The 24,618-nt window shown below is 45.1% G+C and carries 24 protein-coding genes; 13 read left to right on the top strand and 11 right to left on the bottom strand.

Going from position 1 to position 24,618, the window contains the following annotated elements:
- Nucleotides 1-79: 79 nt before the first annotated feature.
- From MKX35_RS01545 to MKX35_RS01515, 7 genes are all read right to left on the bottom strand, one after another.
- Nucleotides 80-409 (bottom strand): helix-turn-helix domain-containing protein, encoded by a 330-nt coding sequence (locus MKX35_RS01545; protein ID WP_042131791.1) that lies wholly within the window; start codon nt 407-409, stop codon nt 80-82.
- A 159-nt stretch (nt 410-568) separates the two neighbouring features.
- Nucleotides 569-1,189: a TasA family protein gene (locus MKX35_RS01540; RefSeq protein ID WP_076285138.1), complete on the bottom strand. Its 621-nt coding sequence runs from the start codon at nt 1,187-1,189 to the stop codon at nt 569-571.
- Between the two features lie 91 nt (nt 1,190-1,280).
- Nucleotides 1,281-1,868, bottom strand: a complete 588-nt coding sequence (gene sipW / locus MKX35_RS01535; protein ID WP_076285139.1) for a signal peptidase I SipW — start codon at nt 1,866-1,868, stop codon at nt 1,281-1,283.
- A gap of 1 nt (nt 1,869) precedes the next feature.
- Nucleotides 1,870-3,054, bottom strand: coding sequence for a hypothetical protein (locus MKX35_RS01530; protein ID WP_143759496.1), 1,185 nt, complete (start codon nt 3,052-3,054; stop codon nt 1,870-1,872).
- Between the two features lie 379 nt (nt 3,055-3,433).
- Entirely contained in the window at nt 3,434-4,408 is a 975-nt protein-coding gene (locus MKX35_RS01525) for an aldo/keto reductase (RefSeq protein ID WP_076299984.1), read from the bottom strand.
- Between the two features lie 121 nt (nt 4,409-4,529).
- On the bottom strand, nt 4,530-5,087 hold the full coding sequence (locus MKX35_RS01520; protein ID WP_341043746.1) for a PadR family transcriptional regulator: 558 nt from the start codon (nt 5,085-5,087) through the stop codon (nt 4,530-4,532).
- Between the two features lie 11 nt (nt 5,088-5,098).
- Nucleotides 5,099-6,619 carry an MDR family MFS transporter gene (locus MKX35_RS01515; RefSeq protein WP_076299887.1) on the bottom strand — a complete coding sequence of 507 codons (1,521 nt, stop codon included), beginning with the start codon at nt 6,617-6,619 and terminating at the stop codon, nt 5,099-5,101.
- Nucleotides 6,620-6,898: 279 nt separating this feature from the next.
- Between MKX35_RS01515 and MKX35_RS01510 the strand changes: the two genes are divergently transcribed.
- From MKX35_RS01510 to nfsA, 4 genes are all read left to right on the top strand, one after another.
- Nucleotides 6,899-7,171: a metal-sensitive transcriptional regulator gene (locus MKX35_RS01510; protein WP_231573462.1), complete on the top strand. Its 273-nt coding sequence runs from the start codon at nt 6,899-6,901 to the stop codon at nt 7,169-7,171.
- A 53-nt stretch (nt 7,172-7,224) separates the two neighbouring features.
- Nucleotides 7,225-7,425, top strand: a complete 201-nt coding sequence (gene copZ, locus MKX35_RS01505) for a copper chaperone CopZ (RefSeq protein ID WP_042184300.1) — start codon at nt 7,225-7,227, stop codon at nt 7,423-7,425.
- A 113-nt stretch (nt 7,426-7,538) separates the two neighbouring features.
- Nucleotides 7,539-10,001, top strand: a complete 2,463-nt coding sequence (locus tag MKX35_RS01500; RefSeq protein WP_076299886.1) for a heavy metal translocating P-type ATPase — start codon at nt 7,539-7,541, stop codon at nt 9,999-10,001.
- Between the two features lie 31 nt (nt 10,002-10,032).
- Nucleotides 10,033-10,785: an oxygen-insensitive NADPH nitroreductase gene (nfsA, locus tag MKX35_RS01495; protein ID WP_076299885.1), complete on the top strand. Its 753-nt coding sequence runs from the start codon at nt 10,033-10,035 to the stop codon at nt 10,783-10,785.
- Nucleotides 10,786-10,875: 90 nt separating this feature from the next.
- Here the strand turns inward: nfsA and MKX35_RS01490 are convergent.
- Nucleotides 10,876-12,434 (bottom strand): IS3 family transposase gene (locus tag MKX35_RS01490; protein ID WP_143759361.1). Its coding sequence is split into 2 segments (ribosomal slippage): nt 10,876-11,801 and nt 11,801-12,434, totalling 1,560 coding nucleotides; the frame shifts between segments, so codons are not numbered across the junction.
- Nucleotides 12,435-12,653: 219 nt separating this feature from the next.
- On the opposite strand from MKX35_RS01490, the gene MKX35_RS01485 reads away from it, so the two are divergent.
- Genes MKX35_RS01485 through MKX35_RS01465 form a run of 5 tightly spaced genes read left to right on the top strand, consistent with a single transcriptional unit; the run spans nt 12,654 to nt 16,777 of the window.
- Nucleotides 12,654-13,562 (top strand): ABC transporter ATP-binding protein, encoded by a 909-nt coding sequence (locus MKX35_RS01485; protein WP_076285144.1) that lies wholly within the window; start codon nt 12,654-12,656, stop codon nt 13,560-13,562.
- Between the two features lie 2 nt (nt 13,563-13,564).
- Nucleotides 13,565-14,299: an ABC transporter permease gene (locus MKX35_RS01480; RefSeq protein ID WP_042184306.1), complete on the top strand. Its 735-nt coding sequence runs from the start codon at nt 13,565-13,567 to the stop codon at nt 14,297-14,299.
- Nucleotides 14,300-14,303: 4 nt separating this feature from the next.
- Nucleotides 14,304-15,458 carry a sensor histidine kinase gene (locus MKX35_RS01475; RefSeq protein WP_076285146.1) on the top strand — a complete coding sequence of 385 codons (1,155 nt, stop codon included), beginning with the start codon at nt 14,304-14,306 and terminating at the stop codon, nt 15,456-15,458.
- Nucleotides 15,455-16,057 (top strand): response regulator transcription factor, encoded by a 603-nt coding sequence (locus MKX35_RS01470; RefSeq protein WP_076300078.1) that lies wholly within the window; start codon nt 15,455-15,457, stop codon nt 16,055-16,057. Before MKX35_RS01475 ends, MKX35_RS01470 begins: the two co-directional genes overlap by 4 nt.
- A gap of 18 nt (nt 16,058-16,075) precedes the next feature.
- Nucleotides 16,076-16,777 carry a histidine phosphatase family protein gene (locus MKX35_RS01465; RefSeq protein WP_042184312.1) on the top strand — a complete coding sequence of 234 codons (702 nt, stop codon included), beginning with the start codon at nt 16,076-16,078 and terminating at the stop codon, nt 16,775-16,777.
- Nucleotides 16,778-16,885: 108 nt separating this feature from the next.
- Here the strand turns inward: MKX35_RS01465 and infC are convergent, their stop codons facing one another.
- Both infC and MKX35_RS01455 read right to left on the bottom strand, forming a co-directional pair.
- A complete protein-coding gene (gene infC, locus MKX35_RS01460) occupies nt 16,886-17,404 on the bottom strand; it encodes a translation initiation factor IF-3 (RefSeq protein WP_042184315.1) in 519 nt (172 codons plus the stop codon).
- A 60-nt stretch (nt 17,405-17,464) separates the two neighbouring features.
- A complete protein-coding gene (locus MKX35_RS01455; RefSeq protein WP_076300079.1) occupies nt 17,465-18,370 on the bottom strand; it encodes a LysR family transcriptional regulator in 906 nt (301 codons plus the stop codon).
- A gap of 110 nt (nt 18,371-18,480) precedes the next feature.
- Here MKX35_RS01455 and MKX35_RS01450 point away from each other — a divergent pair, with 110 nt between their 5' ends.
- The 3 genes from MKX35_RS01450 (at nt 18,481) to MKX35_RS01440 (ending at nt 20,858) form a co-directional block, all read left to right on the top strand.
- Nucleotides 18,481-18,885, top strand: a complete 405-nt coding sequence (locus tag MKX35_RS01450) for a tautomerase family protein (RefSeq protein WP_076300080.1) — start codon at nt 18,481-18,483, stop codon at nt 18,883-18,885.
- A gap of 1 nt (nt 18,886) precedes the next feature.
- Nucleotides 18,887-19,216, top strand: coding sequence for a carboxymuconolactone decarboxylase family protein (locus MKX35_RS01445; RefSeq protein WP_076300081.1), 330 nt, complete (start codon nt 18,887-18,889; stop codon nt 19,214-19,216).
- Between the two features lie 85 nt (nt 19,217-19,301).
- Nucleotides 19,302-20,858 (top strand): sigma-70 family RNA polymerase sigma factor, encoded by a 1,557-nt coding sequence (locus MKX35_RS01440; RefSeq protein ID WP_076285151.1) that lies wholly within the window; start codon nt 19,302-19,304, stop codon nt 20,856-20,858.
- Between the two features lie 378 nt (nt 20,859-21,236).
- Here the strand turns inward: MKX35_RS01440 and MKX35_RS01435 are convergent, their stop codons facing one another.
- The gene (locus MKX35_RS01435; RefSeq protein WP_076300082.1) at nt 21,237-22,130 is read right to left on the bottom strand and encodes a helix-turn-helix transcriptional regulator; all 894 of its coding nucleotides are present in this window, start codon (nt 22,128-22,130) and stop codon (nt 21,237-21,239) included.
- Between the two features lie 145 nt (nt 22,131-22,275).
- On the opposite strand from MKX35_RS01435, the gene MKX35_RS01430 reads away from it, so the two are divergent.
- Nucleotides 22,276-24,528 carry a glycoside hydrolase family 127 protein gene (locus MKX35_RS01430; protein WP_076300083.1) on the top strand — a complete coding sequence of 751 codons (2,253 nt, stop codon included), beginning with the start codon at nt 22,276-22,278 and terminating at the stop codon, nt 24,526-24,528.
- Nucleotides 24,529-24,618 lie beyond the last annotated feature (90 nt).

Below are 24,618 nucleotides of genomic sequence, written 5' to 3'. Positions count from 1 at the left end.
GCGGTCCATGTTAGGAGGGCGAAGGCGCTTATGTTTAATAGTATGAGTAGAAGAGGATCTTATCAGGTCAGGTGGAATATTAATCCTTCTGATCAAGGCGCCATTTCTGGTAGTCCAGAAACTCCTTGAATTCGCGTTTGCTTATGCCTGAGGCCATAGCTTCCTGCACCAATCGGAACCATTCCGAATCTAAAGGTGACTCCTCAGCATCATTAGGTTCTCCATAGAGCAAAGCGTGGATGGATACCTGAAGCGCATCGGCGATCTTTTCGATAAACTGAATTGAAGGATTGGATTGGATGTTTCTCTCCACATTGCTAAGATACGACTTAGCAACATCCGCTCTGTCCGCAAGCTCAGATAGGGACAATCCCTTTTCTAGGCGGAGATGCTGGATACGTTGGCCCATATTTTGTGGCACTATACTGACGCCCCTCCGTAATTTTTGTTATTAGTATAACAAATATCAATAAATTCGACAAAGTTTATTGTAAAGAGAAGAGCAGCATCTACTTATCCGCTTTCCGGAATAAGAATCTGCTGCTCTTCGAATGGAAGACTTATTAGATTATTTAGCGGATCCAGCAGTTTGCTTACCTACGAAATCCCAAGTCAGAGTTAATGAATCTTTTTGGAAGTAGTTTTGCTCTTGGCCGTTATCAACAAATTCGAATTGAACGGTGAAGCTATCATTTGTGCCGGCCTTAATTCCAGATGCTTCGCTAGTACCCCAGATTGCATCAAGTCCAGTATTTTTTACGAGATCCGGTGTCTGAGTCTTCAAATCGGCTAGGGTAGTTTCCCAAACTACTTTCTCTTCACTACCAGGTAAGATGCCGCTTTTATCTTTATTCACCAGGAATTTAACTTTGATGGATTTTGCCAAATCGTTAGCGCCGTTGTTACCACCTACATCATTAATAGAGGTAGCTGTTTTGAGGAGGATCGAACCGATATCAAGTGTACCGTCATTTTTTAGTTTGAAGTCTCTTTTGATCGTATCGCCTGGCTTCAGATCCTTCAAATCAACGATAACAGAAGGATCAGAGTTCAAATCCAGTGTACCTGCTGCGAATGTAGCGGTGCTTTGTGCAGTGTCGCTAAAGTAAGCGAAAGTTCCTCCACCAATCAATGATAAACCCAGTGCTGCAGATGCTACGCCAAGACCCAATGTTTTTTTGATACCCATAATTAAAATTCCTCCTCGGTTTTTGTGGTTTTTTTATAAAAGTTATATATTGTAACTTCCGGTTCGTAAGCGGAAGCGGACAATCAACGGATTACTGTATTTCAGTTGGAGGTGGAGAGGTGGGAAGTATAGCAGCATTTTTCTTTTCGAGTGCAGCTACAGCCTTCCATGATGAATACAGGGCATAGAGCAGGAGCATCAAGCCTGGTACGATCATGAGCACAACACTTCCAGCTTTGGAAACTGCGAAATTCATAGCGTAACCTACATAAGGTACGGTGACCCCGGTATACTCAGCTACAACATTCGTGGAACTGGTAGGGTTCATATCAGGTGCATCATTGTTATCACCTTTCGTGCGATACATGGCTTCACCGGTAGCGTTATTCATTGTTGCTTCTACAACACGGTGAGTAATGAGCAGGTTTTCTTCATTTCTAAAGGTGATCACATCGCCTTTTTTGAAGCGATTCATATCTCCTCCGGGTTTTAAAGCGACAATCGATCCGGTTTGAATCCCTGGTTCCATCGAACCTGAGAGTACCGATTTGATCTGGTATCCGAAGAAGGCAGGTTCACCGCCGGAGGCCTTTGATAAAACTACGGCTACCACCAGCAGAATGAATATCACAAGCATGATGCTCGATAATGTATTGTTGATCATTTTTTTAATCCGCATATTATTCGCCACCTTTAACTTGTTGAGGGTCCGAAGGGGCTGGTGTTGCTACCGGTGGGGAAGTGGTTGTATCTTCCGCTTTTGGCGCCTCCTGAGGAACCGCTTGCTGTGGTACATCTTTTGGAATCGTTAGCTCTTCACCAATTTCCGGAACGACCGGGTTAGTGGCTGGGGCTTCAGGCTGTTCTTTATTTATTTTCTCTGGAGCAGCTTCACCTGTCGGTGGAGTCACTTCCGATTTTGCTTTCTCCTCAGCTTCAGCTTTCGCTTTGTCCTCAGCTTCTTGCTTTTCTTTTTTCTCCAGTGCCAAACGTTCTTCTTCTTTCTTCGTTTGTTCCAGCGCCTCTAGTCGGGCTTTCTCAAGTGCTTCCAATTGTTGTTCACGGGTTTGACTGATCAATTGGAGCTGACTCTGAAGATTGCTGATTCCTGAAGTAGCCGATTCTTTAAGACCATTCATTTCAGTATTGAGATTTTCATAAGTGGAGGTAAGTTCGCTAGAGATATTTCCGGCCGGCTGACTAAAAGGAATCAGGAAAGGTAACGGCTGCTGAAACGCCTCGTTGCGTAACTCGGGTTGTCCATATACATCACTGGTCACTACCGAAGCAAATGGAAGCCCGATGTCGTGTATGGAGTTTAGATATTGGATGACTCCCTTTAAGGAAGCATTCAGGGATTCAGAGATTACACCGCTTTGATTCAGGCTGCTTTGCAGCTCTCTGAAGAATTGTTCATCCTTGATTTCTAGACAGTTTGAATCTAGAGAGGTCATATATCCTCCAATCTGGAATAGGACGGCTGCTGCTGCGTTCAGCTCACCATTGATTTCGTTCCAAATTTGGCTGTTGGTGGCCAGTTGCTCATTCACGCCATCGATTTGAGATTGAAGCGCGGAGATTTGTGTGGAAATCTCTTGCGCTGCGACATCAAGCTCATCCAGCGTCATGCCTTCTATTCCCGAAACGTCTGAGAGACTGCCTGAAGGGGTATAGCTTTGCAGCGATCCTTTTAAAGCAGTAGCTCTTTCGATATGATCTTTGAGTTCTGTTAGAAGCCCCTTGATCGAGTTTGGAAATACTTCGCAAAAGCTAATTGTGCTAGTGGTTTGCGTAGTAGCTCCAAAACCACCATAGGTACTACCCACTTGCTGCGAGGTAGTCAGAAACAAGACGGAGACAGCCATTCCTGATTGCAGAACACGTAATCCGATTTGTTTCTTTCGTTTAGGTCTTCTTTTTGCTGATCTGGGTCTCAGAGGAATACCTCCCCTCAATGTCTTGAGTTTCTTTGGTTCGTTATTATTGTTCTTTATTGAGAACAACTTCTGTAATGAATAATACATGGAATAAATTGAAAAGAAAACTGTCAATAAGTCTCGTTTGTGCTCTATAAAGAACAAAAATGTTAATTTATCTCTATTTATCTCGCTTTATCGCTTGATATCTATTTTTATTCTCAATTGAGAACGATACATAGGAGGGGAAAGTATTAAAAATAGCCTAATCATGCGAGAGGCACGATTAGGCTATTAAGAATTCTTGCGAGTTTAATTGTGGGCTCAGTTAGGGAAGACGAGTACCACGTGAACTAACATATAGGTCATACCATTCTTTACGAGTAAGCTCCAGCTTGTCCGCATCGGCGCAGGCAGCGATGCGCTGCGGATTCACAGTCCCAATCACAGGCTGAATAGCTGCCGGATGTGTCATTAGCCAGGATAGCACTATGGCTTCGGGTGTTGTTCCTTTTTCATCTGCAAGTTGTTTAACCATGGCAGCTGTCTGGACGATATTCTCTGGTTGATCCTCTAATGAACGTCCGCTAAATAAGCCTTGTGCGAGTGGGCCCCAAGCTTGAAGCTGAATGTTCTCCATTCGACAATGTTCAAGGGTTCCTTCGGGAAAGGTAATATCCTTCCAAGGTTCACGGTTTACACTGATTCCAGCATCGACCCAGCTGAGCTTGGCTAGGCTCATGTGTAACTGGTTTACGATAAAAGGTTCATCGCAATAGGCTTGCAGCATTTTGATCTGCGCTGTGCTCATATTGGAGACGCCGAAATGACGAACTTTACCTGTTGCCTTTAATTGATGCAAAGCAGAAGCTACTTCCTCTGGATCCATTAGGGGGTCAGGCCGATGGAGCAGCAGAATATCAATATATTCCGTTCCTAGTCGCGACAATATTCCATCTACACTGCTTAGAATATGCTGGCTTGAGAAGTCAAAGACATTAGAGCTGTCTCCAGGCTCCATTAGCTTAATACCGCACTTCGATTGAATAATGATTTCTTCGCGGAGTCCTGGGCGTTCTTTAAAGATTTGACCGAATACCTTCTCGGCTTTACCACGGGTATAAATATCTGCGTGATCAAACATATTGATACCAATAGATAGTGCTGCGTCGACGGCTGCATGTCCTTGCTTAACATTCTCGGCGGTAATCGGTTCATGATCCCAGCCCCCACCAAATCCCATACAACCTAGAGCAATACGGCTGGCTGGTATACCGCGCTTGTTTAAAGGCAGTGTTATCAACAATGTGATTCCTCCTAGGAAAATATGATTGCGTACACGTACATATTGTACACGCTTAGATTCTAGTGTGGTATTTATTGTCTCTGCAAAAGCGAAAAAAAGAGTAGAGGTCCTAAGGACTCTACTCTGTATTAAGTGGTGTTCCAATGTCATTCAACTTGCGTGCTACAACATCATCATAGAGACGTTGTAGCCATTTTAGTTCAATAAGGGTGTGTTCATAGGTGCCGTACATGAGATGAAGGGCGGAACGAGGAACAATAGGAATATGTTCTTCATATACCTGATAAGCCAGATTCACCTGATGTTCGGTTTCCCGAATACGTTCTTCGAGCAGCTTCTCCACCTTGTTTTGATCAACATGACGGGACATGGCTAGAGCCATATACATCGGATGATAGAAGGGCTCGTTCTTTTTAATTTGCTGTAGAATTAACTGCTCGAATAAATTTTTACCTTGCTCAGTAATACCGTAAATGGTTTTGTCAGGGCGATCACTGCTGCTAATCACTTCTAAAGCTTCGATATAACCATCTTGTGCAAGTTTATCGACAGCATAGTAGAGAGACCCAAGCTGGAGCTTTGTAATCCGGTCCATGGAGCGCTCTTTCATGACTAGTGTAATTTCATAGGGATGCATGTTTCGTTCAAGCAATAGTCCGAGAATAGCCAATTTCATCGACATAATCGTTACCTTTTACCCTCGGACGCCTGAGCAGTTTTACTCGGAATGGTGAGACGGTCTTTTGGCATAAGCAGCACAAAGACTAAACCAAGGACGGCAGGAATCATGGCCCACATAAAGGTATGTGCGATTGAAGAGGACAGTGCACTAGATATTTTCTCTAAAATTTCAGGTGGAATCTTGGCTCTTGCTTCAGGTGTCAGGGCTGCCCGTGGATCGCCGAAGGCTGCTGACTGCTCACTTCCGCCAAAAGCTTCGCTAATGCTGCTAGTGAAGTTGTTACGCTGAATAATACCGAAGATCGTAATCCCCAGCGTCATCCCAAGCGAGCGCATAAAAGTACTTGTTGAAGTTGCCGAACCGCGTTGGCGCATATCGAAATTATGGATAGCTGCCATGCTTAGCACGGAGAAGGAGAAGCCCACGCCGAATCCAGTTAAGGCCATGAATACATTAAGCATGAGACGGGAGGTATCTGGTGATAAAGTGCTTAGACTGTAGACACCTGCTACAAAACAGACAGCGGATAGGATCATAATGTTGCGGAAACTGGTTTTGGTTGTAAGTAGCCCACCGGTCTGACTGCCCACGACCGTACCGATCATCATCGGCATGAGGATCAGTCCAGAGTTCGTAGCGGAGCCGCCAAATACGCCCTGTACAAAGATAGGAATGTAGATGGTGGCTACGATAAAGGCAGAGCCATAGAACAAGGCTGTCACACTACTTGTTGCAAACAACCGTTTACTGAACATCGCGAACGAGATAACAGGTTCAGCCGCCACTCTCTCAATGAGGATGAATGCCAGCAAGAGTACAGCGAAGCTGGCGAATAAGCCGAGAATGACACTAGAGTCCCAAGCGTATTGATTGCCTCCCAGTTCTAGCGCAAACATTAGGCAGATAATGGCGCCGACGAGAGTGAATGCTCCGCCCCAGTCGATGCGCTGTTTAGCGTGAGAGATCGATTCTTTGTAAGAAGTTGCGATCAGAAAAAGTGCAATAATTCCGAGCGGCAGGTTAATGTAGAATACCCATTGCCAGCCTACATAGTCGGTAATATATGCACCCAATAATGGTCCGAGTACACTGGAGATTCCGAAGACGGCACCGAAAAGGCCGGTCAGCTTTCCTCTTTTTTCAGGAGGGTAAATGTCGAAAACGATGGTGAAGGCGATAGGCATTAGTGCACCGCCGCCGATCCCTTGAATAGCCCGGTAAATACTTAGTTGTGTAATACTGGTTGCAGTACCGCACAGTGCTGAGCCAATCAGGAATACAATCAGTCCGAACATGAAGAAACGTTTACGTCCATACATATCCGAGAGCTTGCCGAAGATAGGGGTCCCAGCCATTACCATGACCATATAGGCCGAAGTGACCCATACGATTTTGTCCAGACCGCCAAGGTCGGAAACAATGGTTCCCATAGCTGAAGCTACAATGGTATTGTCCATCGCGGACATCAGAATACCGAGCAGCAGGCCGATAACTACGAGTTTAAGATTACTTTCTTTAGTATGCATGCTTCGCAGGCTCCTTTTTTTAATAGTGATAAATCCGTTCAAAAAATGTTCATAGATTAGAAGCAAAATTTATTATATTCAAATTTGAATAGGGTAGCAATAGTTTTTTTCAAGAAAATGGAATGGGCGAGCAAGGTAATGAAGAATACCTCTTGACATACCCTACGGGGGTATATTATATTATTGGCAAGGAGGCTGATTCTTATGTCTACTAGTAAGCAAGAACAAACTGAGAAATCCTGCGAAGCTGACTGTCATTCTTCAGCATCTGGAGAACGAATGAGTCATCATTCGACAGATTTCAAAAATGGTTTGAATACTCGCCTCAACCGGATTGAAGGCCAGATCCGCGGGATAAAGGGTATGATAGAGCGGGATACTTATTGTGACGATGTGCTCAATCAGCTCGCAGCGGTTCAAGCGGCACTAAACGGTGTTGGTAAGATGCTGCTGGAAGGGCATATGAAGAGTTGTATTATTGAACGAATCGAAGCCGGTGAACATGAGGTTATCGATGAGCTGCTAATTACGGTTAACAAATTAATGAAATAATAAGCTAATGCTCCTTGAGCATGGCTTCATAACTTTTACTGGAGGTAATAATAATGTCGAACGCTACATTAAACGTTGAAGGAATGTCTTGTGGTCACTGTGTCAACTCTGTAGAGAAGGCTGTAGGTAATCTTGGAGCTACTGCTAAAGTTGATCTTGCTGCTAAAAAAGTTTCCGTTGAGTATGATGAGAACAAGGTGAGCCTTGGAGCTATTAAAGAAGCTATTGAAGAGCAAGGGTATGATGTAGTTTAATTTGAAGCAAAGTAATAAGGCTTGGAGCTGTATGGGAATGCCATAAGCTCCAATGCCTTTTCTTTTTATAGAAATTATCATACTCTATAGGGGTATGAGGAGGCTTTGGAATCATGGATAAGTTAAAAACAACAGCTTCACCCAATGAACAGCAAGCAACCGTACAGATTACAGGCATGACCTGTTCTGCTTGTGCAGCTCGAATTGAGAAAGGTTTGTCCCGGATGGAGGGTGTTTCTCGCGCAAATGTAAATTTAGCCTTGGAACAAGCCACAGTTGGATTTGATCCTTCTGTATCAGGGTTACCACAAATTGAAGATAAAATCCGCGCTCTTGGTTATGATACCGTCAAAGAGACCGCGGATTTTGATATATCAGGCATGACCTGCGCTGCATGCTCGGCGCGGATCGAAAAAGTGTTGAGTCGTACGCCGGGGATCGCAGCAGTGAATGTGAATTTAGCGCTGGAAACGGCACATGTAGAATATACTCCCGGTAATATTAGTCCAAGAGAGATCATGGAGAAGGTAAGCAATATCGGATATAAAGCTACTCTTAAAGAAGACCGCAAGGATCATGTGGATCGTCGTGTACAGGAAATTCAGCATAAAAAGTGGAAGTGGATCATTTCTGCTATTCTTTCTTTCCCATTGTTATGGGCGATGGCAGGTCATTTCTCATTCACAAGCTGGATTCCAACACCGGAGTTATTTATGAATCCTTGGTTTCAGCTTGTTCTGGCGACCCCCGTACAGTTTATCATCGGTTGGCAGTTCTACGTAGGCGCGTATAAAGCACTTCGTAACGGAAGTGCTAATATGGATGTGTTGGTCGTACTGGGGACATCAGCAGCGTATTTCTACAGTCTTTATCTGACGATTGATTCATTAAGTATGAAGGGAATGAATCATACCGCCCCAATGTATTATGAGACGAGTGCTGTACTCATCACACTCATCCTCGTCGGTAAATGGTTCGAGGCGCTAGCCAAAGGACGTTCCTCTGACGCCATTAAGAGCTTAATGGGGCTTCAGGCAAAGACGGCTCTCGTGATCCGCGATGGCAAAGAAATGAATATTTCGACAGATGAAGTGATTCCCGGCGATATTGTATTGGTGAAGCCCGGAACAAAGGTGCCGGTGGATGGCGAGGTAGTAGAGGGTTCCTCTTCTGTGGACGAGTCTATGTTGACCGGAGAAAGTATTCCTGTAGAGAAAAAACCTGGAGATACCGTTATCGGTGCTACATTAAATAAGAATGGGATCTTAAGAATCAAAGCCAACAAAGTAGGAAGAGACACTGCACTCGCTCAAATCATTAGAGTAGTGGAGGAGGCCCAAGGCTCCAAAGCGCCGATCCAGAGGATCGCGGATGTCATCTCAGGTATTTTTGTACCGATTGTTGTAGGCATTGCGATGATCACTTTCTTGGTCTGGTACTTCTGGGCAGCACCTGGTCAATTTGCCGATGCCCTTGAAAAAGCTATTGCGGTGCTCGTAATCGCTTGTCCATGTGCGTTAGGTCTTGCAACGCCGACCTCCATTATGGCGGGATCGGGCCGCGCTGCGGAGCTTGGTATTCTGTTCAAGGGTGGTGAGCATTTAGAAGGCGCACAAGGGATTAAGATCGTTGTTTTGGATAAGACAGGTACGGTTACAAATGGTAAGCCCGTGCTGACTGATATCGTGACTACCACTGGAATTGCCGCTTATGGTAAAGAAAGTGCAGAGAATCGTCTATTAGCTTTAACTGCGGCAGCCGAGAAATTATCAGAACATCCGCTTGCGGAAGCTATCGTAGCAGGAGCCGCTGACAGAGGTTTGATCTTACCCACCGCTGAACAGTTTGATAATGTACCTGGACGGGGAATTATGGCTGTTGTCTCCGATCAACAAGTTAGGGTGGGTACACGGCGTATGATGGAAGATCATCAATTGGACATCACAGAGTGGACCCCAGTCATGAAGAGACTGGAAGAGGCAGGAAAGACAGCTATGCTTGTAGCGGTGGACGATGATATTGCCGGGATTGTCGCTGTGGCGGATACGATTAAGCCAACCTCAAAAGCAGCTGTAGCTGCGCTTCATGCGATGGGCATAGAGGTCATTATGATTACAGGTGACAATAAAATCACCGCAGAAGCTATTGCGAAGCAAGCAGGTATTCGAAAAGTGTTAGCAGAGGTTCTACCAGAAGGCAAAGCGGAGGAAGTTCGTAAGCTGCAGCGGAATGGGACAAAGGTAGCTATGGTTGGGGATGGCATCAATGATGCTCCTGCACTGGCTACTGCAGATACGGGCATGGCGATTGGTACAGGGACGGATGTAGCAATGGAGGCTGCAGATATTACACTGATGCGGGGAGATCTGAAGAGCATACCCGATGCCATTATGATGAGCCGTAAAACGATGAGTAATATTAAGCAGAATTTGTTCTGGGCACTTGCATACAATACAATAGGTATACCGATTGCTGCACTCGGATTTCTAGCTCCATGGCTAGCTGGAGCTGCGATGGCATTCAGTTCTGTGTCCGTCGTCTTGAATGCACTTCGTTTGCAGCGGGTAAAGCTTTAAGAGAAACCTAACTATGTAAGGAGTGGCCGCTGTGCAAGAAAACAACGAGACAATATCTCTATTAATGAACCATGCATCTGTCCGCAAGTATCAGGATAAGCCAGTAAGTGAAGAGCAGCTTGCAGCTATTATTGAAGCAGGCCAAATGGCTTCGACTTCCAGCAGTGTACAAGCCTATAGTGTTATTGCAGTGACTGACCCGGCTATAAAAGCAGAGCTTGCCGGATTAGCGGGTAATCAGGCTTATATAGAACAATGCCCAGTCTTCTTGGTCTGGTGCGCGGATCTGTATCGGTTGCGTGAGGTGACAAAACCTCATTTGCAGGGAGAGACATCGTATGAAGATTCTGCTGAGAACCTTATTGTAGCTACCGTTGATGTTGCGCTTGCTGCTCAGAATGCTGCTGTAGCTGCGGAATCGCTTGGGCTCGGAATTGTTTATATCGGCGGAATCCGTAACCGGATTGCGGAGGTTTCTGAGCTGCTTGGACTGCCCGAGCTGGTTTACCCGATATTTGGAATGTGTGTGGGCTACCCTGATGGAGCCACAAGCCTGCGTCCGCGTCTGCCATTAGAGGCTGTTCTACATCGTAATCGCTACAATGCCGAAACGACAGTGGAGCAGGTCAAGACTTACGATAAAGTCTCTTCAGACTATATGCGTGAGCGGACTCATGGTGCCAAGGATACACCTTGGTCTGTGATTATGGCAGAACGGTTGGCACAGCCAGCGCGAATGCATATGAAGGAATTCCTTCTCGGAAAAGGATTCTTTAAGAGGTAATCTAGTATTTTCTATTAAAGAGGTTGCCCTATCCGTAGTTAAAACTGAACTGCACCCCGTCAAGTAGACAGTACAAAAAATAAAAGTAGTTTAAGCGGCCTTAGTCCTAAATTCAATGGGACTGAGGCCGTTTAATTTTGCCTGTAACCGTTCGTTATTGTAAAAGTGAATGTAGGTATCAATATCTGTTTGGAGTTCTTCAAAGGTCTGGTAGGTATGTAAGTAGTACTTCTCACATTTCAATGTTCCCCAGAAGGATTCCATCGGCCCATTGTCAATGCAGCAGCCTACTCGGGACATGCTTTGCTTCAGTTCTGCATCGTCCAGCATCTTCTTAAAATGCAGAGAGGTATACTGGAAACCGCGGTCGCTATGGAGTAAGGTTCGGCTCTCCGACGCTGCCTGCAATGCTAATTCCAGCGTGTTAAAAACTAGCGAATTATTATTGGAATGGCCCAGAACGTAAGCAACAATGGAATTGTCATACAGATCTTTTATTGCACTTAAATACGCCTTCTTACCCTTGCCGTATTTGAATTCTGTTACATCCGTTACCCATTTTTGGTTTGGAGCTTCCGCCTCAAAATTACGGTTCAGCACATTCTCCGCGACCTGCTGAGGCGTGGAGCCTACATACTTCTTTCTTTTTCTGCGGATGACAGACTGGATACCTTGGCGTCTCATGAGCCGGTATACTCGTTTTGCGTTAATAGATTTGTTCATTTGTCTGCGCAAATGCAGGGTCAATTGACGATACCCAAAGGTTCGTTCCACCTTCTCATACAAGAGAAGCATAGCCTCTGTCAGTTTCTCGTTTTCGGTCTCTCGGGAACTGGGTTTGCGATTCAACCATTTATAGTAACTTGACCGTGAAATCCCTACGATTTCACACATAAGTCGAATGGAGCAAGACTGTTCCTGCTGAACGGCTTGAATGGCCAGATAGATGATCTCCTGGCGAATGGTTCTTAACGTCTCCTCCTTTCGAGTTCCTCTAACTTTTTTAGAAAAGCATTCTCCGCACGCAGGCGTGCATTCTCGTACTCCAGCTTTTGCATCGCGAGTTTGTGGCGATCTGCTTCCGTAAGTTCTTCGGGCGCTTTAGTACGTCCTCTGCCGTCTCGTAACGCCTCTTCACCGCCTGCTTCGTACTTCTTTACCCAGCTATATACTTGTTGGTAAGACACGTGAAAATGGCTTGCCGCCTTCGTGTAGTCTTCTCCGTTCGAAAGGCAGTACAGCACGATATCTATCCGTTCCTGCCAAGTGGTTACGCGTCCTTTGGTCATAGCTTTAGATCCTCCTGAATGAGCTGTTAAGCTGTTGCTATGACCATTATACTTCCTAATCCAGTTGGCAAGTTGGGTTGAACTTGCAATCTTATACTTGCAGATGATTTGGTTTTGTGACAATCCTCCCTCGAGATAATCCTTAACGGCATGGAGTTTAAGTTCTGCGGAATACGTACGGTTGTGGATTCGAACTTCCAGCCCTTCGTACCCATACAATTGATAACGTTGCCGCCACTTCACTACAGAGGTTTTGGATAATCCATATTTTCGGGCCGCAGCTTTCAAACCAATGTCGCCCCGTTCAATTTCTTGGAGAATCGTTAATTTTTCGAGTGCCGTATACTTCTTTTGTTCCATAAAAATACTCCCCATACAGCAGCAGGTTTTTATTATTTCGCCTGTCTACTATATGGGGAGCATATCAAACTACGGGTAGGGCAACCTCTTTTTCGTACCCTGAGGCATGAAGGTGACAGTTGTCATCTTAAAGAAATGACAGTCCATACTAATGTCAGGTCTCCTTTTTCCATATGATTGAAATAGATCAAACGCATTCGGAATCGGAGGGGTTACGAAATGGATAGTGTTATTGAGATGAATGGAGTTAGCAAATTATATAAGGATAAGAAAGCAGTAGATAATATCAGCTTCAACATTGCCAAAGGTTCGATTACAGCTATTCTTGGACCAAACGGAGCAGGCAAAACAACGGCATTGGGAATGTTATTGGGGTTATTAGAGCCCACTGAAGGTACAGTGAAAATATTTGGACAACATCCAAAAGATAAAATTGTACGTGAAAAGACCGGTGCGATGCTGCAAGAGGTAAGTGTGATGGATCGGCTGAAGGTTCGGGAGATCATTGCTCTGATCCGTAGCTATTATCCACAGCCGATGGATATGGAGTTTCTAATTAAAGCTACAGGGCTTGCGCCAGCGGATCTGAATAGATACGCCGAGAAGCTCTCGGGCGGTCAAAAGCGTAGTCTAGGCTTCGCGCTGGCCCTGGCTGGTGATCCAGAGCTGATCTTCTTCGATGAACCTACGGTTGGACTTGATATTACTTCCCGGCGGCGGTTCTGGGATACGGTTCGTGGACTTGCGGAGCAGGGCAAGACGATTGTGTTCACGACACATTACTTACAGGAAGCTGAAGATATTGCGGATCGTATTCTATTGTTTAGCAAAGGCCATTTAGTTGCAGACGGAAGTCCAGATGAGATTAAATCGCGGATTGTGAAGCGTTCGCTGTCCTTTTTGCCAATAGGTGATCGATCAAAATTACGCAGGAGCCTGCTGGAACTAACCGCTATTGAGGGTTGTTATGAAAAAGAAGGCCGAATTCATGTGACGACAGACGATACAGATGAAGCGCTGCGAGCGATTTTTGTTACTGGACTTCCCGTGAAGGATGTTCGTATAGATCAGGGACGTTTGGATGACGCTTTTGAACAATTGACCATGAACCAAGAGGAGGCTATCTAAAGATGAGATTAATTACTGTACAGTGTAAAGCCGAGATGCTGAGGATCATCCGTAATCCTTATTACGTATTCTGGTCATTGCTCATGCCCATTATGTTCTACTTCATCTTCACCCGCGTGGTTAATACAGGTAACGATGACCCGACTTGGCGCGCTCACTACTTAATGTCGATGGCAACCTTTAGTGTAATGGGCTCTGCGATCATGACGCTTGGCATCCGTTTAGTGCAAGAACGAACACAAGGCTGGACTACCTTTATTCGGATTACCCCGCTACCGGGTTCCGTCTATTTCTTCGGAAAAATGTTCGGGCAAACGATGATGCATCTGTTTTCGGTCATTTGTATTTTTGCCGCAGGATATTTAATCAATGGTGTCTCCTTATCTGCGGGTCAATGGGTGCTTAGTGGGCTTTGGATCCTGATCGGTTCCCTTCCATTTTTGGCGATTGGTACGCTTGTGGGTGCTATGAAACGGGTAGATACGGCTAGTGGAGTCAGTAACGTGATTTATATGGCGCTTGCTGTAGCGGGGGGCATGTGGATGCCAATTGAGATTTTACCACGTTTAATGCAGAAGATTGGTCATTGGTTACCTTCTTATAACTATGGAAATGGGGCGTGGGAGATTGTACGTGGTTCAGCCCCACATTGGAGTAATGTCTTGATTTTGCTCGGATATTTGGTAGTTTTTATGTTACTATCGGTTTATATTCGAAAAAAACAGGAAGCGGTGTAAAGTAATGACCGAGCGTGGACAGTTCCAGTTATTTCCGAGAAGTCAGGGGTTTTTCCCTTATGTATGGGCTGTTTATCTGATTTTGCCCATCCTGAATTTGCGCGGGGAGACTGGAATGAAGCTCATTCTAGGTGGGATTATGATAGCGGTGTTTGCCATCAGCTATCGCCAGCTGTATTGGGTTCGGGGTGGCGTGTTTAATGTTTGGTTAACGACTCAAATGGTGATCATCGTGGTGCTTAGCTTGTTTTATACGCCCTTTAATCTGTATATGGGCTTTTTCACCGTGAATTTTATAGCTTATTATACGGAGAATAAAGGGTTTAAAATTGCATTTACTTCTTTTGTGGTTATGGTACTTGCGGTGCTGGTCTTAGTAGGCCGTGAGTTGGAATGGGTTAGTATTATGTTTTTAATCCCGTTTATCGTTATTATGCTGATTATGCCATTCGGCGTAAGATCCATGCATCAACATCAGAAGCTGGAGAAAGAGCTAGATCAAGCTAATGAGGTGATTAAAGAGTTGGTGAAGCGTGAGGAACGCATGAGAATCGCTCGTGATTTACATGATACCCTCGGGCATACGCTGTCCTTAATTACATTAAAAAGCCAACTCGTAGAGAAGCTGGTGACCAAAAATACGGAGCGAGCCCAAGAGGAGGCGCGGGAAATTCAGCGTACTTCGCGGGCTGCGCTCCGTCAGGTGCGCGAGCTAGTGTCGGAAATGCGTGCGATCTCAGTAGCAGAAGAACTGGCAGAAACCGGGGAAATGCTGCGCACGGCGGAGATTGCCTTGGAAGTGGAAGGGGACATCTCGCTAGAGGGAGTATCCGATCTGACGCAAAATATTCTCAGCCTCTGTATTAAAGAAGCAGTGACTAACATTGTGAAGCATAGTAGAGCGGATAAATGCTTCATCGGGGTGGTAAAGACCGCCGGAGAAGTTCGAGTTACCGTTAAAGATAACGGAATTGGCCTCCAGAACGGTGAGAGATGTAATGGTGAGCTTAGTGATGGAAATGGTATGAAGGGGATGGCGGAACGTCTATCCCTGATTGATGGCTCTCTGTCGCTAAGCTCAGAAGAAGGTCAGGGAACTACGCTGATCGTTATGATCCCTCTAATCGTTAAGGAAGCAACAGGAGGTGAGAGTGCATGATAACCATCATTATAGCGGAGGATCAACGTCTGCTTCGGGGAGCGATGGCATCGCTGCTGGATCTTGAGGATGATATCGAAGTCGTCGGAGAGGCTTGTGATGGAGCTGAGGCGTTAGCTTTAATCGACAGGCTTCAGCCGGATGTATGTCTCATGGACATTGAAATGCCGTTCAAGAGCGGGCTGGAGGTTGCAGAAATATTGCGGAGTAAAGGTTGTCCGACTCGAATTATCATCTTGACTACCTTTGCCCGTCCGGGCTATTTCGAGCGTGGAGTGAAGGCTGGTATACAAGGATATTTGTTGAAGGACGAGCCTGTAGATAAGCTGGCTGAATCTATTCGCCGTGTCATGGCTGGACATCGGGAGGTATCCCCCGAGTTAGTTTTTGGTAGCCTGCGGGAAGAGAATCCACTAACAGCACGGGAACGAGAGATTTTAAAGCTGGCTGGTGAAGGGCAAACGGCGGCGGAGATCGCTTTTTCGCTACATCTTTCTTATGGAACTGTTCGCAATTATATTTCAGAAATACTCAATAAGCTGGAAGTGAAAAGTCGAATTGAGGCGGTACGACTGGCAGAGGAAAAAGGTTGGATTTGAGGGGAGCAGGGCATTATTATGCAAATATTTCTGATTCGTCATGGTGATCCGGACTATTCCATAGATGGTCTAACAGAATTCGGGCATCAGGAAGCAGCAGCACTAGGAAAACGCATGGCATCTATCGGTCTGGATGAACTATATGCTTCACCACTGGGTAGAGCGCAGACAACAGCCAGTTATGTGGCCAAAGAGACGGGACTTGTAATTCAGACAGAACCTTGGACTTGTGAACTAGATTGGACAGAGATTATGTTAGATGGACAATTGTCGTCTATTTGGGATAGCCCCGGAGAACATATTAGCGAACTATCGAGTGGAAAGAGAGTATGGTCTGATGAAACAGATCATTGGTTGAAGCAAGAGGAATACAGATTGCGGTTCAGCGAATTACAAGCGGCGTCAGATCAATTCTTACTTCGACACCATTATAAAAGAGAAGATGGCCTGTATCGGATCCTTGAGCCTTCTACCAAGAAGATTGGAGTAGTATGCCATGGTGGCTTTGGCCTCGCATGGCTAGCTCATTTATTACAGATTCCTTTAGCTTTGGCTTGGTCCGTATTTTGGTTAGCGCCAAGCTCGGTAACGACGATCTTGTTTGAAGAGCGCAGCGAGAACTTTGCGGTTCCTAGATGTATTGGACTAGGAGATGTTTCCCACCTTTATGCTGGCGGCATGAACTATCGCCCGAGGGGATTAATGGGAAATCATGTTTAAAGTGAATGCTTAAGAGTGAGTAAGAACATTGCCTATGAAGTGAAAGGCCATCCCACAGAGGATGGCCTTTTTACTAGCTCTATATGATCGGAACGAATAGGCCACTCTTCAACGTGGATTTAATTTCACCTGTGACCCTTTACCACCTGTCTGGATGCCAGTGTCCTTCGTTCCAACTTCCTTCAAGTCAGTCACTAGTCGCTCCAATACGGCCTTGGAGGCAGCCGCTTCTTTGGCGCCGGATGCCTTCACGACTAATTGCACCGGCTTGCCGGAGCGGAGATGCTTCTCAGCCTGACGGAGCTTCGTATCGTAGTCATGCTCTTCAATATGAGCCGTGAAGCGGAGCTCTTTGACCTTCTCCTTGCTGCCGCCCTTTGCTGCTGAGCCACCACTAGCCTTGCGTGCTGAGGCTGCTTCTTTCTGCGCGGCCGCTTTTGCTTTGCCCTTTGCAGTTAGGCTGCAGGGCGGTGGGCTGCTCATTAGTGAGGTGCATACCAGATCAGCACCTGCTGAACGAGCCATGGCCAGCGCCTCTTCTCTGGACACAATCCCCAGCTTCTCACCTCTAAGTCCAGTAAGTACTACTTCGGATGCTCTAATTTGTTCGTTAATTAATACAGCCACTTGGGTGAATCCTCCCTGAGAACAATGATATAGCTATCATATATGGAACTAGCTTGAGGTTCAAATATGGAGCGTAGGATTAGCGTTACTAATCCTCTCAATTTCCTCTTTTATGATTTGTATGAATAGTTTTTTTGATGATGTTGCTAGATATTCTCGGTTGCGCCGCTGCAATATACCCACTTGAATGAACGGCTCGCTTAGTTCAACATCGATTTTTATTATATCTGTCATTAAAGATGTCGAATCAAGCACTACCCCCACCCCAGGGTTCTTTCTTATAAAATGAGGAATAGCAGAAATTTGGCTTATGGTGGATAAAGTGGGCTTTGATTCGAATCTGGAAAATTGCTTAGCTAACCGAAGGTAATATAAGCAAGTGCGTCCTCCAGCTATAATTGGATATTCAAGAATTTCTCGAAATGAAATATCGTCTCGTCCGCTTAAAGGATGATTTTCATCTACTATAAAAGCGATTTTCTCGTGATAGAGCGGTTCGAAATAAAAGAAAGACAGGTCGGACGGCTCACCGCAGATGGCGAAATCCAGTTCACTTTGTAGAACAAGTTGTGAGAGCGAATCAGTGTTACCCTGAATGAAGTTACATGCCATCTTTGGTTTTTGCTCATGAAATTTTCGCAAGGCGTTCGGTAGAACGGATTCCATCATGGATTCAATGCCTCCGATATGGAGTGTGCCAATTTCGTCATGCTGTAAAGCCTTGGTGAGTTCTGATACATAGTTCCAATGTTGAATAAGGTTATCGATTTCCGCTGCAAAAACTTGCCCAGCACTTGTCAGTTCTACTTCCCAGCCTCTGTGAAAGAGTTGTATGCCCAGTTCTTTTTCAAGTCGTTGAATTTGGTTGGTAATGGTAGACTGCGCATAATTCAACTTTTCGGCAGCACGTGAGAAAGTGCCTTCTTGAAGGATGGTCTTAAAAGCCATCAGTTCTTTTAGATCCATCGATTGTCACCTCTATCGGTATAATTGATTAAGAGTATTATCTTATTCAATTATATAAATCAAAATACTGAGAGTACAATAAAAGAATTCCAAAGAAGGAGTGAATTAAAATGCCATTCATTAGAGTCAGTTATTTGGAGCAACAATACGACATTCATCAGCTAGAAGGAATATGTAGAGCGATTATGAGCGCGTTAATTCAGCATTTCCATGTACCGGAGGATGATATGTTTCAGGTTTTTCATGCGCATAAAGCGGGGGAATTTTTTTATAGTAAAGATTATTTAAATATTGAACGAAGCGACGGACTGATATATATCCAAGTTACGCTAAAATCCGGAAGATCGACGGAGCAGAAAACAAGCTTTTACGCGATGTTAGCCGAGGAATTATCGATGACGCTAAACATCAGAAAAGAAGATATATTCATTGTGCTCGTCGACACGGAATTCGAAGATTGGTCGTTTGGTAACGGTGTTGCTCAAATGCTACAACCTCCGGTTAGGGAGGTGTAATATGGCACATCGGAAAATCGTCACTAATGTACGGGAATCATTAGGGGAGTTCGCTCCAGCATTCGTCGACTACTCGGAAAATGTGTTATTTGGGGACTTATGGAGACGGGAGCAATTATCACTTCGGGATCGTAGCATGATTACGATTTCTGCTTTGGTGATGGGAGGCATGACGGAACAACTCCCCTATCATCTGCGCTTGGCTTTAGAGAACGGCTTACAACTTGAAGAAATCGTGGAGGCCATCACCCACCTTTCTTTTTATGTAGGTTGGCCGCGAGCCTCTTCAGCTCTAGAGGTTGCAAAGGATGTAATAGGAAAAAATAAATAACGTCTGACTTTTCAATCCCATCCGTAACCTTTAGGAACTTCATTGGCACTTGTATATAATACGGAAGAAGGGAGCGGGGGAGAAAATGCTTCAGTATATCGAAGAGGCTAAACAAGGAGACCGACAAGCTTTTGAACAGATTGTTAGGCACTTTACACCGATGGCCAATGCAGTTGCGTTCGAAAAGCTGCGTGACTATCAATTAGCGGAAGATGCTGTGCAGGAAGCTTTCACAGAAGCCTTTTTGCATTTGAATAAATTACGAGCAGTAGAGGCATTCCCGGGCTGGTTTAAAGCGATTGTGGTGCGGCAATGTTATCGCATCTTGCGAAGAAAGCAGCATCCTGCATTACCCTACGATGAAGCTGCGCAAGCGACAGAATCTTCATTTAGTGTGGCGGACATTATTGAGAAAAAAGAAGCGCGACGACTACTTCACGAGTCTATAGCTGCATTGACATCCAATATGCGGATCGCCGTTCAATTATATTATTTTCAGGGATATTCCCTTCAAGAGATTGCTGACTTTCTGGGGACTTCAGTCCCGGTATTGAAGAAACGACTCTTTGATGCTCGCCGCAAGCTTAAGGGTGCGCTACCTGTTGCGGATGTCCTCTCCGTGTTCAATCATTTGTACGAAGGAGGAAAAGGTGTGCTTCATATTGTAAATGGAGATGTAGTGGGAGAGAAGCTGCGGCAAGGAATCGTGAAAGGTGATGTACTAGTATGGAGAGAGGTCTACTCTCATGGTCCGGTCTTTTTAGAGCCTGGGGAGCAGAATAACCGCTTAGTAAGAGCGCATTATTTAGAACAAACGATGGGGATTCCGCAGAAGGAATTTATACAGATCAGTAAGGAACAGGAAAAGATCTTAGCTGATTTTCATAAATATGATGAAGTTGTATTATGGTTCGAGCATGATCTATTCGATCAGACGATGCTGTGCTATTTGCTCCATTGGTTCTCCAAGCAGAAGAAGGGATCCACGAAGCTGAGTTTATTGTGTATTGGAGAATATCCCGGCATTGAGCTGTTTCGAGGACTTGGACAACTATCTGTAGAGCAAATGGAGACTTTATCAGGAACGTGGAAGTTAATCGGCGACAAGGAGCTAAAGGTAGGCCAAGAACTCTGGGAAGCCTATGTATCACCGAATCCAGAATCATTACAACAGCTACTAACTAAGGATACATCCGCATTGCCATTTGCACATGACGCCTTCATAGCGCATTTATCTCGGTTCCCATCGACCTCTAATGGACTTGGTATTGTTGAACAGATGACTCTGGAGATGATTCATGCTGGAATGAATTCCCCTTACGGGTTGTTCAAAAATGTGGGAGATAAGCTTCATATACTAGGCATGGGCGATTTGCAATATTGGCATATTCTAAGACAGATGGCACAACGCCCGTACCCTTTGCTGCAAACCCATGGGTTCAATGATTTTCCTGGTTATAACGATCCAGTAATGCCATTCAAAGACTGCGAGCTTGCATTAACCGAGCTAGGCAAAAGTGTATTGGCTGGAAATGAAGACTGGGTTCAGAAAAAAGGAATCGATGAATGGTATGGAGGGGTGCATCTGCAAGGATCGACTCCACGCTGGCGATGGAATTCGTCTTCGCAAACGATTCAATAATTTAAAGATTGTAAGTTAGAGAAGGGGCTGTCTCAAAAGTAGTGAATGCTACTTAGAGGCAGCCTCTTTACTTGAGAGTAATTAGGGAAAAAATCCCTGAAAAATACTGATTTTTGCTTTAAACGAATGAAATTAGGGAATTTCCCCCTAAAATCGGGGTAATATCTATACTTTTTAACAAATTGGTCGAATTTTAGGGAGATATTCCCTAATCACTAGACAAATGAACAGAATATCAGATTTTTTAGGGAGAAATTCCCTGATTATCTATCGGAGGATCCGCTTCCCCCTTCTTCAACCCATGGCGAGGGGGCTCCGCGGACGGAGTGTTGTTTCAAACTCTTTTCAAAACGTTGAAGCCTGCCGCAGTTTTTTACTTCAATCATTATTCATAAACGTCTTATGATAAGCGTTACGATATTGGGTGGGCGTCATGTTTTCGTATTTTCGGAAGAGGCGCATGAAATATTTATCATCGGTGAACCCCGTCTCTGTCGCGATTTCCCTCACGCTGAGGGCGGTTCTGGTTAGCAGCTCCTTCGCTTTAGTCACACGTACTGAATGAATATACTCCAAGGGCCCCATCGAGGTATGTTGTTTAAATAGCCGAGCTAAATAATCCTTGTTGTAATTGAATTTCTCCGCGATGATTGCCACCGTAAGAGGTTCACTTGCATGTATTCTTGTCCACTCGGCTATTTTTACAAAGGTGACATCTTGCTGCGCACGGATTAGCTTACTGGCGAACGGCTGAAGTGCATGCTCAGATAACTCAATTAAGAGTGAGGTCAACAAATAATTAACGCTGGAATAGGTCAAATATCCTGAGTTAGCCACATGGAGGATTTGATTCGCCAGGATATGAATCCGGTCACTGTGCTCGATCTTTATGAACTGTGGTAGATATAGATCATGTACGGACCATAAGCGCTGTGTGCGCGAAAAGATTTCTTCCGTCTCAGGCTTCATTTCCTCCTCACTCAGTAATAACCCCTCGGTTGTCAGTTCGAAATGAAACCAATAAAACTTAACCCCGGGTCGTGACTCTCTATAGCCGACATGTGTGCGATTAGGCATAAGCAGAAGAGCTTCGTCAGGGCCTACTTCAAATTGTTTGTTTTGCTCACTCAAATATACCGTTTCGTTCACGCCAATGATTAGTTCGTAGTTCCCCATAACACGCTCCACATGCTTCCATGGTGTTTCTGAGATAAATTCACCTGCCGCTGTAAAATGAACAGGTACATCTACATTTATTTTTAAATAGGTCATGCGGTCCTCCTAGCAATCAATAAGTCGGGTTTGTCCACTATTTGTACGACTGATCTACCGACAAATCAACGTTCCGATGTTATCTTATGGATACAAATATACACTTGTCATATCACCCTGACAAGATTGCGAGGGAGCGATTTCATTGAAGACGCAAGCTTTTGATTTGCAGAATGTATGCATTGATTCAGGTCCACTTCTCCATGCGATGGAGTTAAACACGGATTATTTACTCAAGCTTGAGGCAGATCGGCTTCTGTCGCGTTTTCGCCAATATGCTGGCTTAGAGCCTAAGGCTGCTCATTATGAAGGCTGGGAATCTCAAGGCATTAGCGGCCATACGCTAGGCCATTATATCTCTGGATGTGCGTTAATGTATGCCTCTACAGGGAATGAAGAGCTGCTCACCCGCGTGAATTATGTAGTAGACGAATTGGAGCATTGTCAGGATGCGCATGGTAATGGCTTCATTTCCGGGATTCCTCGTGGCAAAGAGCTGTTTGAGGAAGTGAAGGTAGGCGACATTCGCTCACAGGGCTTTGACCTTAACGGTGGCTGGGTACCGCTGTACACGATGCATAAGCTGTTTGCGGGTCTTCGTGATGCTTATCGATTGGCCGGAAACCAGAAGGCGCTCGTTATGGAAACGAAGCTTGGAATGTGGCTTGAAGATATTTTTTCAGGGCTGAATAAAGATCAGATCCAAGAGGTGCTGCGTTGTGAATTCGGCGGTATGAATGAAGTCCTCACAGATTTGGCAGAGGATTCTGGCGATGACCGTTTCCTCACGTTAGCGGAAAGCTTTTATCATGGGGAAGTGCTAAATGATCTTGCTATAGAAAAAGATACCCTAGCTGGAAGACATGCTAATACACAGATTCCAAAAATCATTGGAGCGGCAAGACAATATGAGGTAACAGGGCAGGAGCATTATGCAGGTATTTCCCGCTTCTTCTGGGATCGGGTCGTGAATCATCATTCATACGTGATTGGCGGCAACAGCTATAATGAGCATTTCGGCGAACCGGATAAGCTGAACGACCGATTGGGAGAGGGGTCATGTGAGACGTGTAATACCTACAACATGCTGAAGCTGACCAAGCATATGTTCCAGTGGGATGCTTATGCCGCATATGCGGATTACTACGAACGTGCAATGTATAACCATATCCTAGCTTCTCAGGAGCCGGTTGATGGACGTGTGTGTTATTTTGTATCCCTCGAAATGGGTGGACATAAGTCGTTCAACTCCCAGTTTGAGAGCTTTACATGCTGTGTAGGCTCAGGAATGGAAAGCCATTCTATGTATGGCTCGGCGATTTACTTCCATAGTGAAGATGAGCTGTATGTGAATCAGTACGTACCTTCAACAGTGACTTGGAAAGAGCAAGGCATTAGTTTGAAGCAAGAGACCAAGTTCCCTGAAGAGGGACTAGGCACCCTGCGTATCAGCACGGAGAAACCAACTAAATTCACATTGAAGCTAAGATACCCCTACTGGGCTGAGCAAGGCATGAGCGTTAAAGTAAATGGTGAAGACATTCAAGTGAATGTGGGCAAATCCAGCTACCTAGCTTTGGATAGAGTATGGCAGGATGGAGACGTTGTCGAATATGATATTCCGATGTCGGTAAGAATCGAGTCCATGCCGGATAATCCAAACCGAATTGCATTCCTCTATGGACCGCTTGTGCTTGCAGGTGATTTTGGACCTATAAATGCTGAGCTAGGCAGTGATCGCGCCCTTGCTTCTGTATTAATTGGAGATCGCGAGACGCTAACGGATAGCCTGATTCAGTCTAACGTTAGCAAAAATGTGTTCCGGATGAAAGGTTTAGGATATGCAGGAGACCATGAGCTTCGTCCATTCTACCCTATGCATGATCATCGTTATTCCGTGTATTGGGATTTGTTCACGCCGGAGGAATGGAAGCTGATAGAAGTTGAATATCGCGAAGCCGTGGAGAATAACTTGCTGCTTGAACAGCTAACCGTCGATTCGGTACAACCTGCTGAAATGCAACCTGAACGTGACCATAACTTCGAAGGAGAGTATGTAGGCTTAGGCAAAATCTACAACCGCAAGTATCGCGATAGCTGGATCAATGGCTGGTTCTCCTTCACGATGGAAGTCTTGCCAGAGGAGCAAGTGGATCTGGTGGTAACGTATTTGAAGTCCAACGATACTTCGGTGGCTTTCGATATTACGGCAGATGGTGAACAACTTGGGCTAGGCGTCCTTGAGTCTGAAGAGATGAACAAGCTGGAGACGATTCGTTACGAGCTTCCGCAGACGATCACGGGCAGCAACTCAGCGGTTACGATCAAGTTCGCTTCGCATGAAGGACATAAGGTGGGCCAAGTGGCAGGACTACGTATCGTCAAACGTAATTCTTGAAATATATGGATTAGAGAATTATAATAGGAACAATTCTTTTAATTGGGGTGAAATGGATGTCTTTCCGTATCGTTCGAAGTAACTAGTTAT

Origin of the sequence: Paenibacillus sp. FSL R5-0923 (assembly GCF_038009145.1) — a bacterium.
GTDB lineage: Bacteria > Bacillota > Bacilli > Paenibacillales > Paenibacillaceae > Paenibacillus_AQ.
The sequence above is the reverse complement of the archived record's forward strand: the minus strand, read 5'-3'. Positions and strand labels throughout refer to the sequence as shown.

Bases quoted from the DNA above. Each gene is read 5' to 3' on its own strand.
- MKX35_RS01475 (WP_076285146.1), top strand. From the start codon at position 14,304: ATGACCGAGCGTGGACAGTTCCAGTTATTTCCGAGAAGTCAGGGGTTT.
- MKX35_RS01455 (WP_076300079.1), bottom strand. From the start codon at position 18,370: ATGGATCTAAAAGAACTGATGGCTTTTAAGACCATCCTTCAAGAAGGC.
- MKX35_RS01465 (WP_042184312.1), top strand. From the start codon at position 16,076: ATGCAAATATTTCTGATTCGTCATGGTGATCCGGACTATTCCATAGAT.
- MKX35_RS01445 (WP_076300081.1), top strand. From the start codon at position 18,887: ATGGCACATCGGAAAATCGTCACTAATGTACGGGAATCATTAGGGGAG.
- MKX35_RS01540 (WP_076285138.1), bottom strand. From the start codon at position 1,189: ATGGGTATCAAAAAAACATTGGGTCTTGGCGTAGCATCTGCAGCACTG.
- MKX35_RS01450 (WP_076300080.1), top strand. From the start codon at position 18,481: ATGCCATTCATTAGAGTCAGTTATTTGGAGCAACAATACGACATTCAT.
- MKX35_RS01530 (WP_143759496.1), bottom strand. From the start codon at position 3,054: ATGGCTGTCTCCGTCTTGTTTCTGACTACCTCGCAGCAAGTGGGTAGT.
- MKX35_RS01545 (WP_042131791.1), bottom strand. From the start codon at position 409: ATGGGCCAACGTATCCAGCATCTCCGCCTAGAAAAGGGATTGTCCCTA.
- MKX35_RS01515 (WP_076299887.1), bottom strand. From the start codon at position 6,619: ATGCATACTAAAGAAAGTAATCTTAAACTCGTAGTTATCGGCCTGCTG.
- MKX35_RS01440 (WP_076285151.1), top strand. From the start codon at position 19,302: ATGCTTCAGTATATCGAAGAGGCTAAACAAGGAGACCGACAAGCTTTT.
- MKX35_RS01510 (WP_231573462.1), top strand. From the start codon at position 6,899: ATGAGTCATCATTCGACAGATTTCAAAAATGGTTTGAATACTCGCCTC.
- sipW (WP_076285139.1), bottom strand. From the start codon at position 1,868: ATGCGGATTAAAAAAATGATCAACAATACATTATCGAGCATCATGCTT.
- MKX35_RS01485 (WP_076285144.1), top strand. From the start codon at position 12,654: ATGGATAGTGTTATTGAGATGAATGGAGTTAGCAAATTATATAAGGAT.
- MKX35_RS01470 (WP_076300078.1), top strand. From the start codon at position 15,455: ATGATAACCATCATTATAGCGGAGGATCAACGTCTGCTTCGGGGAGCG.
- MKX35_RS01480 (WP_042184306.1), top strand. From the start codon at position 13,565: ATGAGATTAATTACTGTACAGTGTAAAGCCGAGATGCTGAGGATCATC.
- MKX35_RS01520 (WP_341043746.1), bottom strand. From the start codon at position 5,087: ATGAAATTGGCTATTCTCGGACTATTGCTTGAACGAAACATGCATCCC.
- MKX35_RS01500 (WP_076299886.1), top strand. From the start codon at position 7,539: ATGGATAAGTTAAAAACAACAGCTTCACCCAATGAACAGCAAGCAACC.
- MKX35_RS01435 (WP_076300082.1), bottom strand. From the start codon at position 22,130: ATGACCTATTTAAAAATAAATGTAGATGTACCTGTTCATTTTACAGCG.
- copZ (WP_042184300.1), top strand. From the start codon at position 7,225: ATGTCGAACGCTACATTAAACGTTGAAGGAATGTCTTGTGGTCACTGT.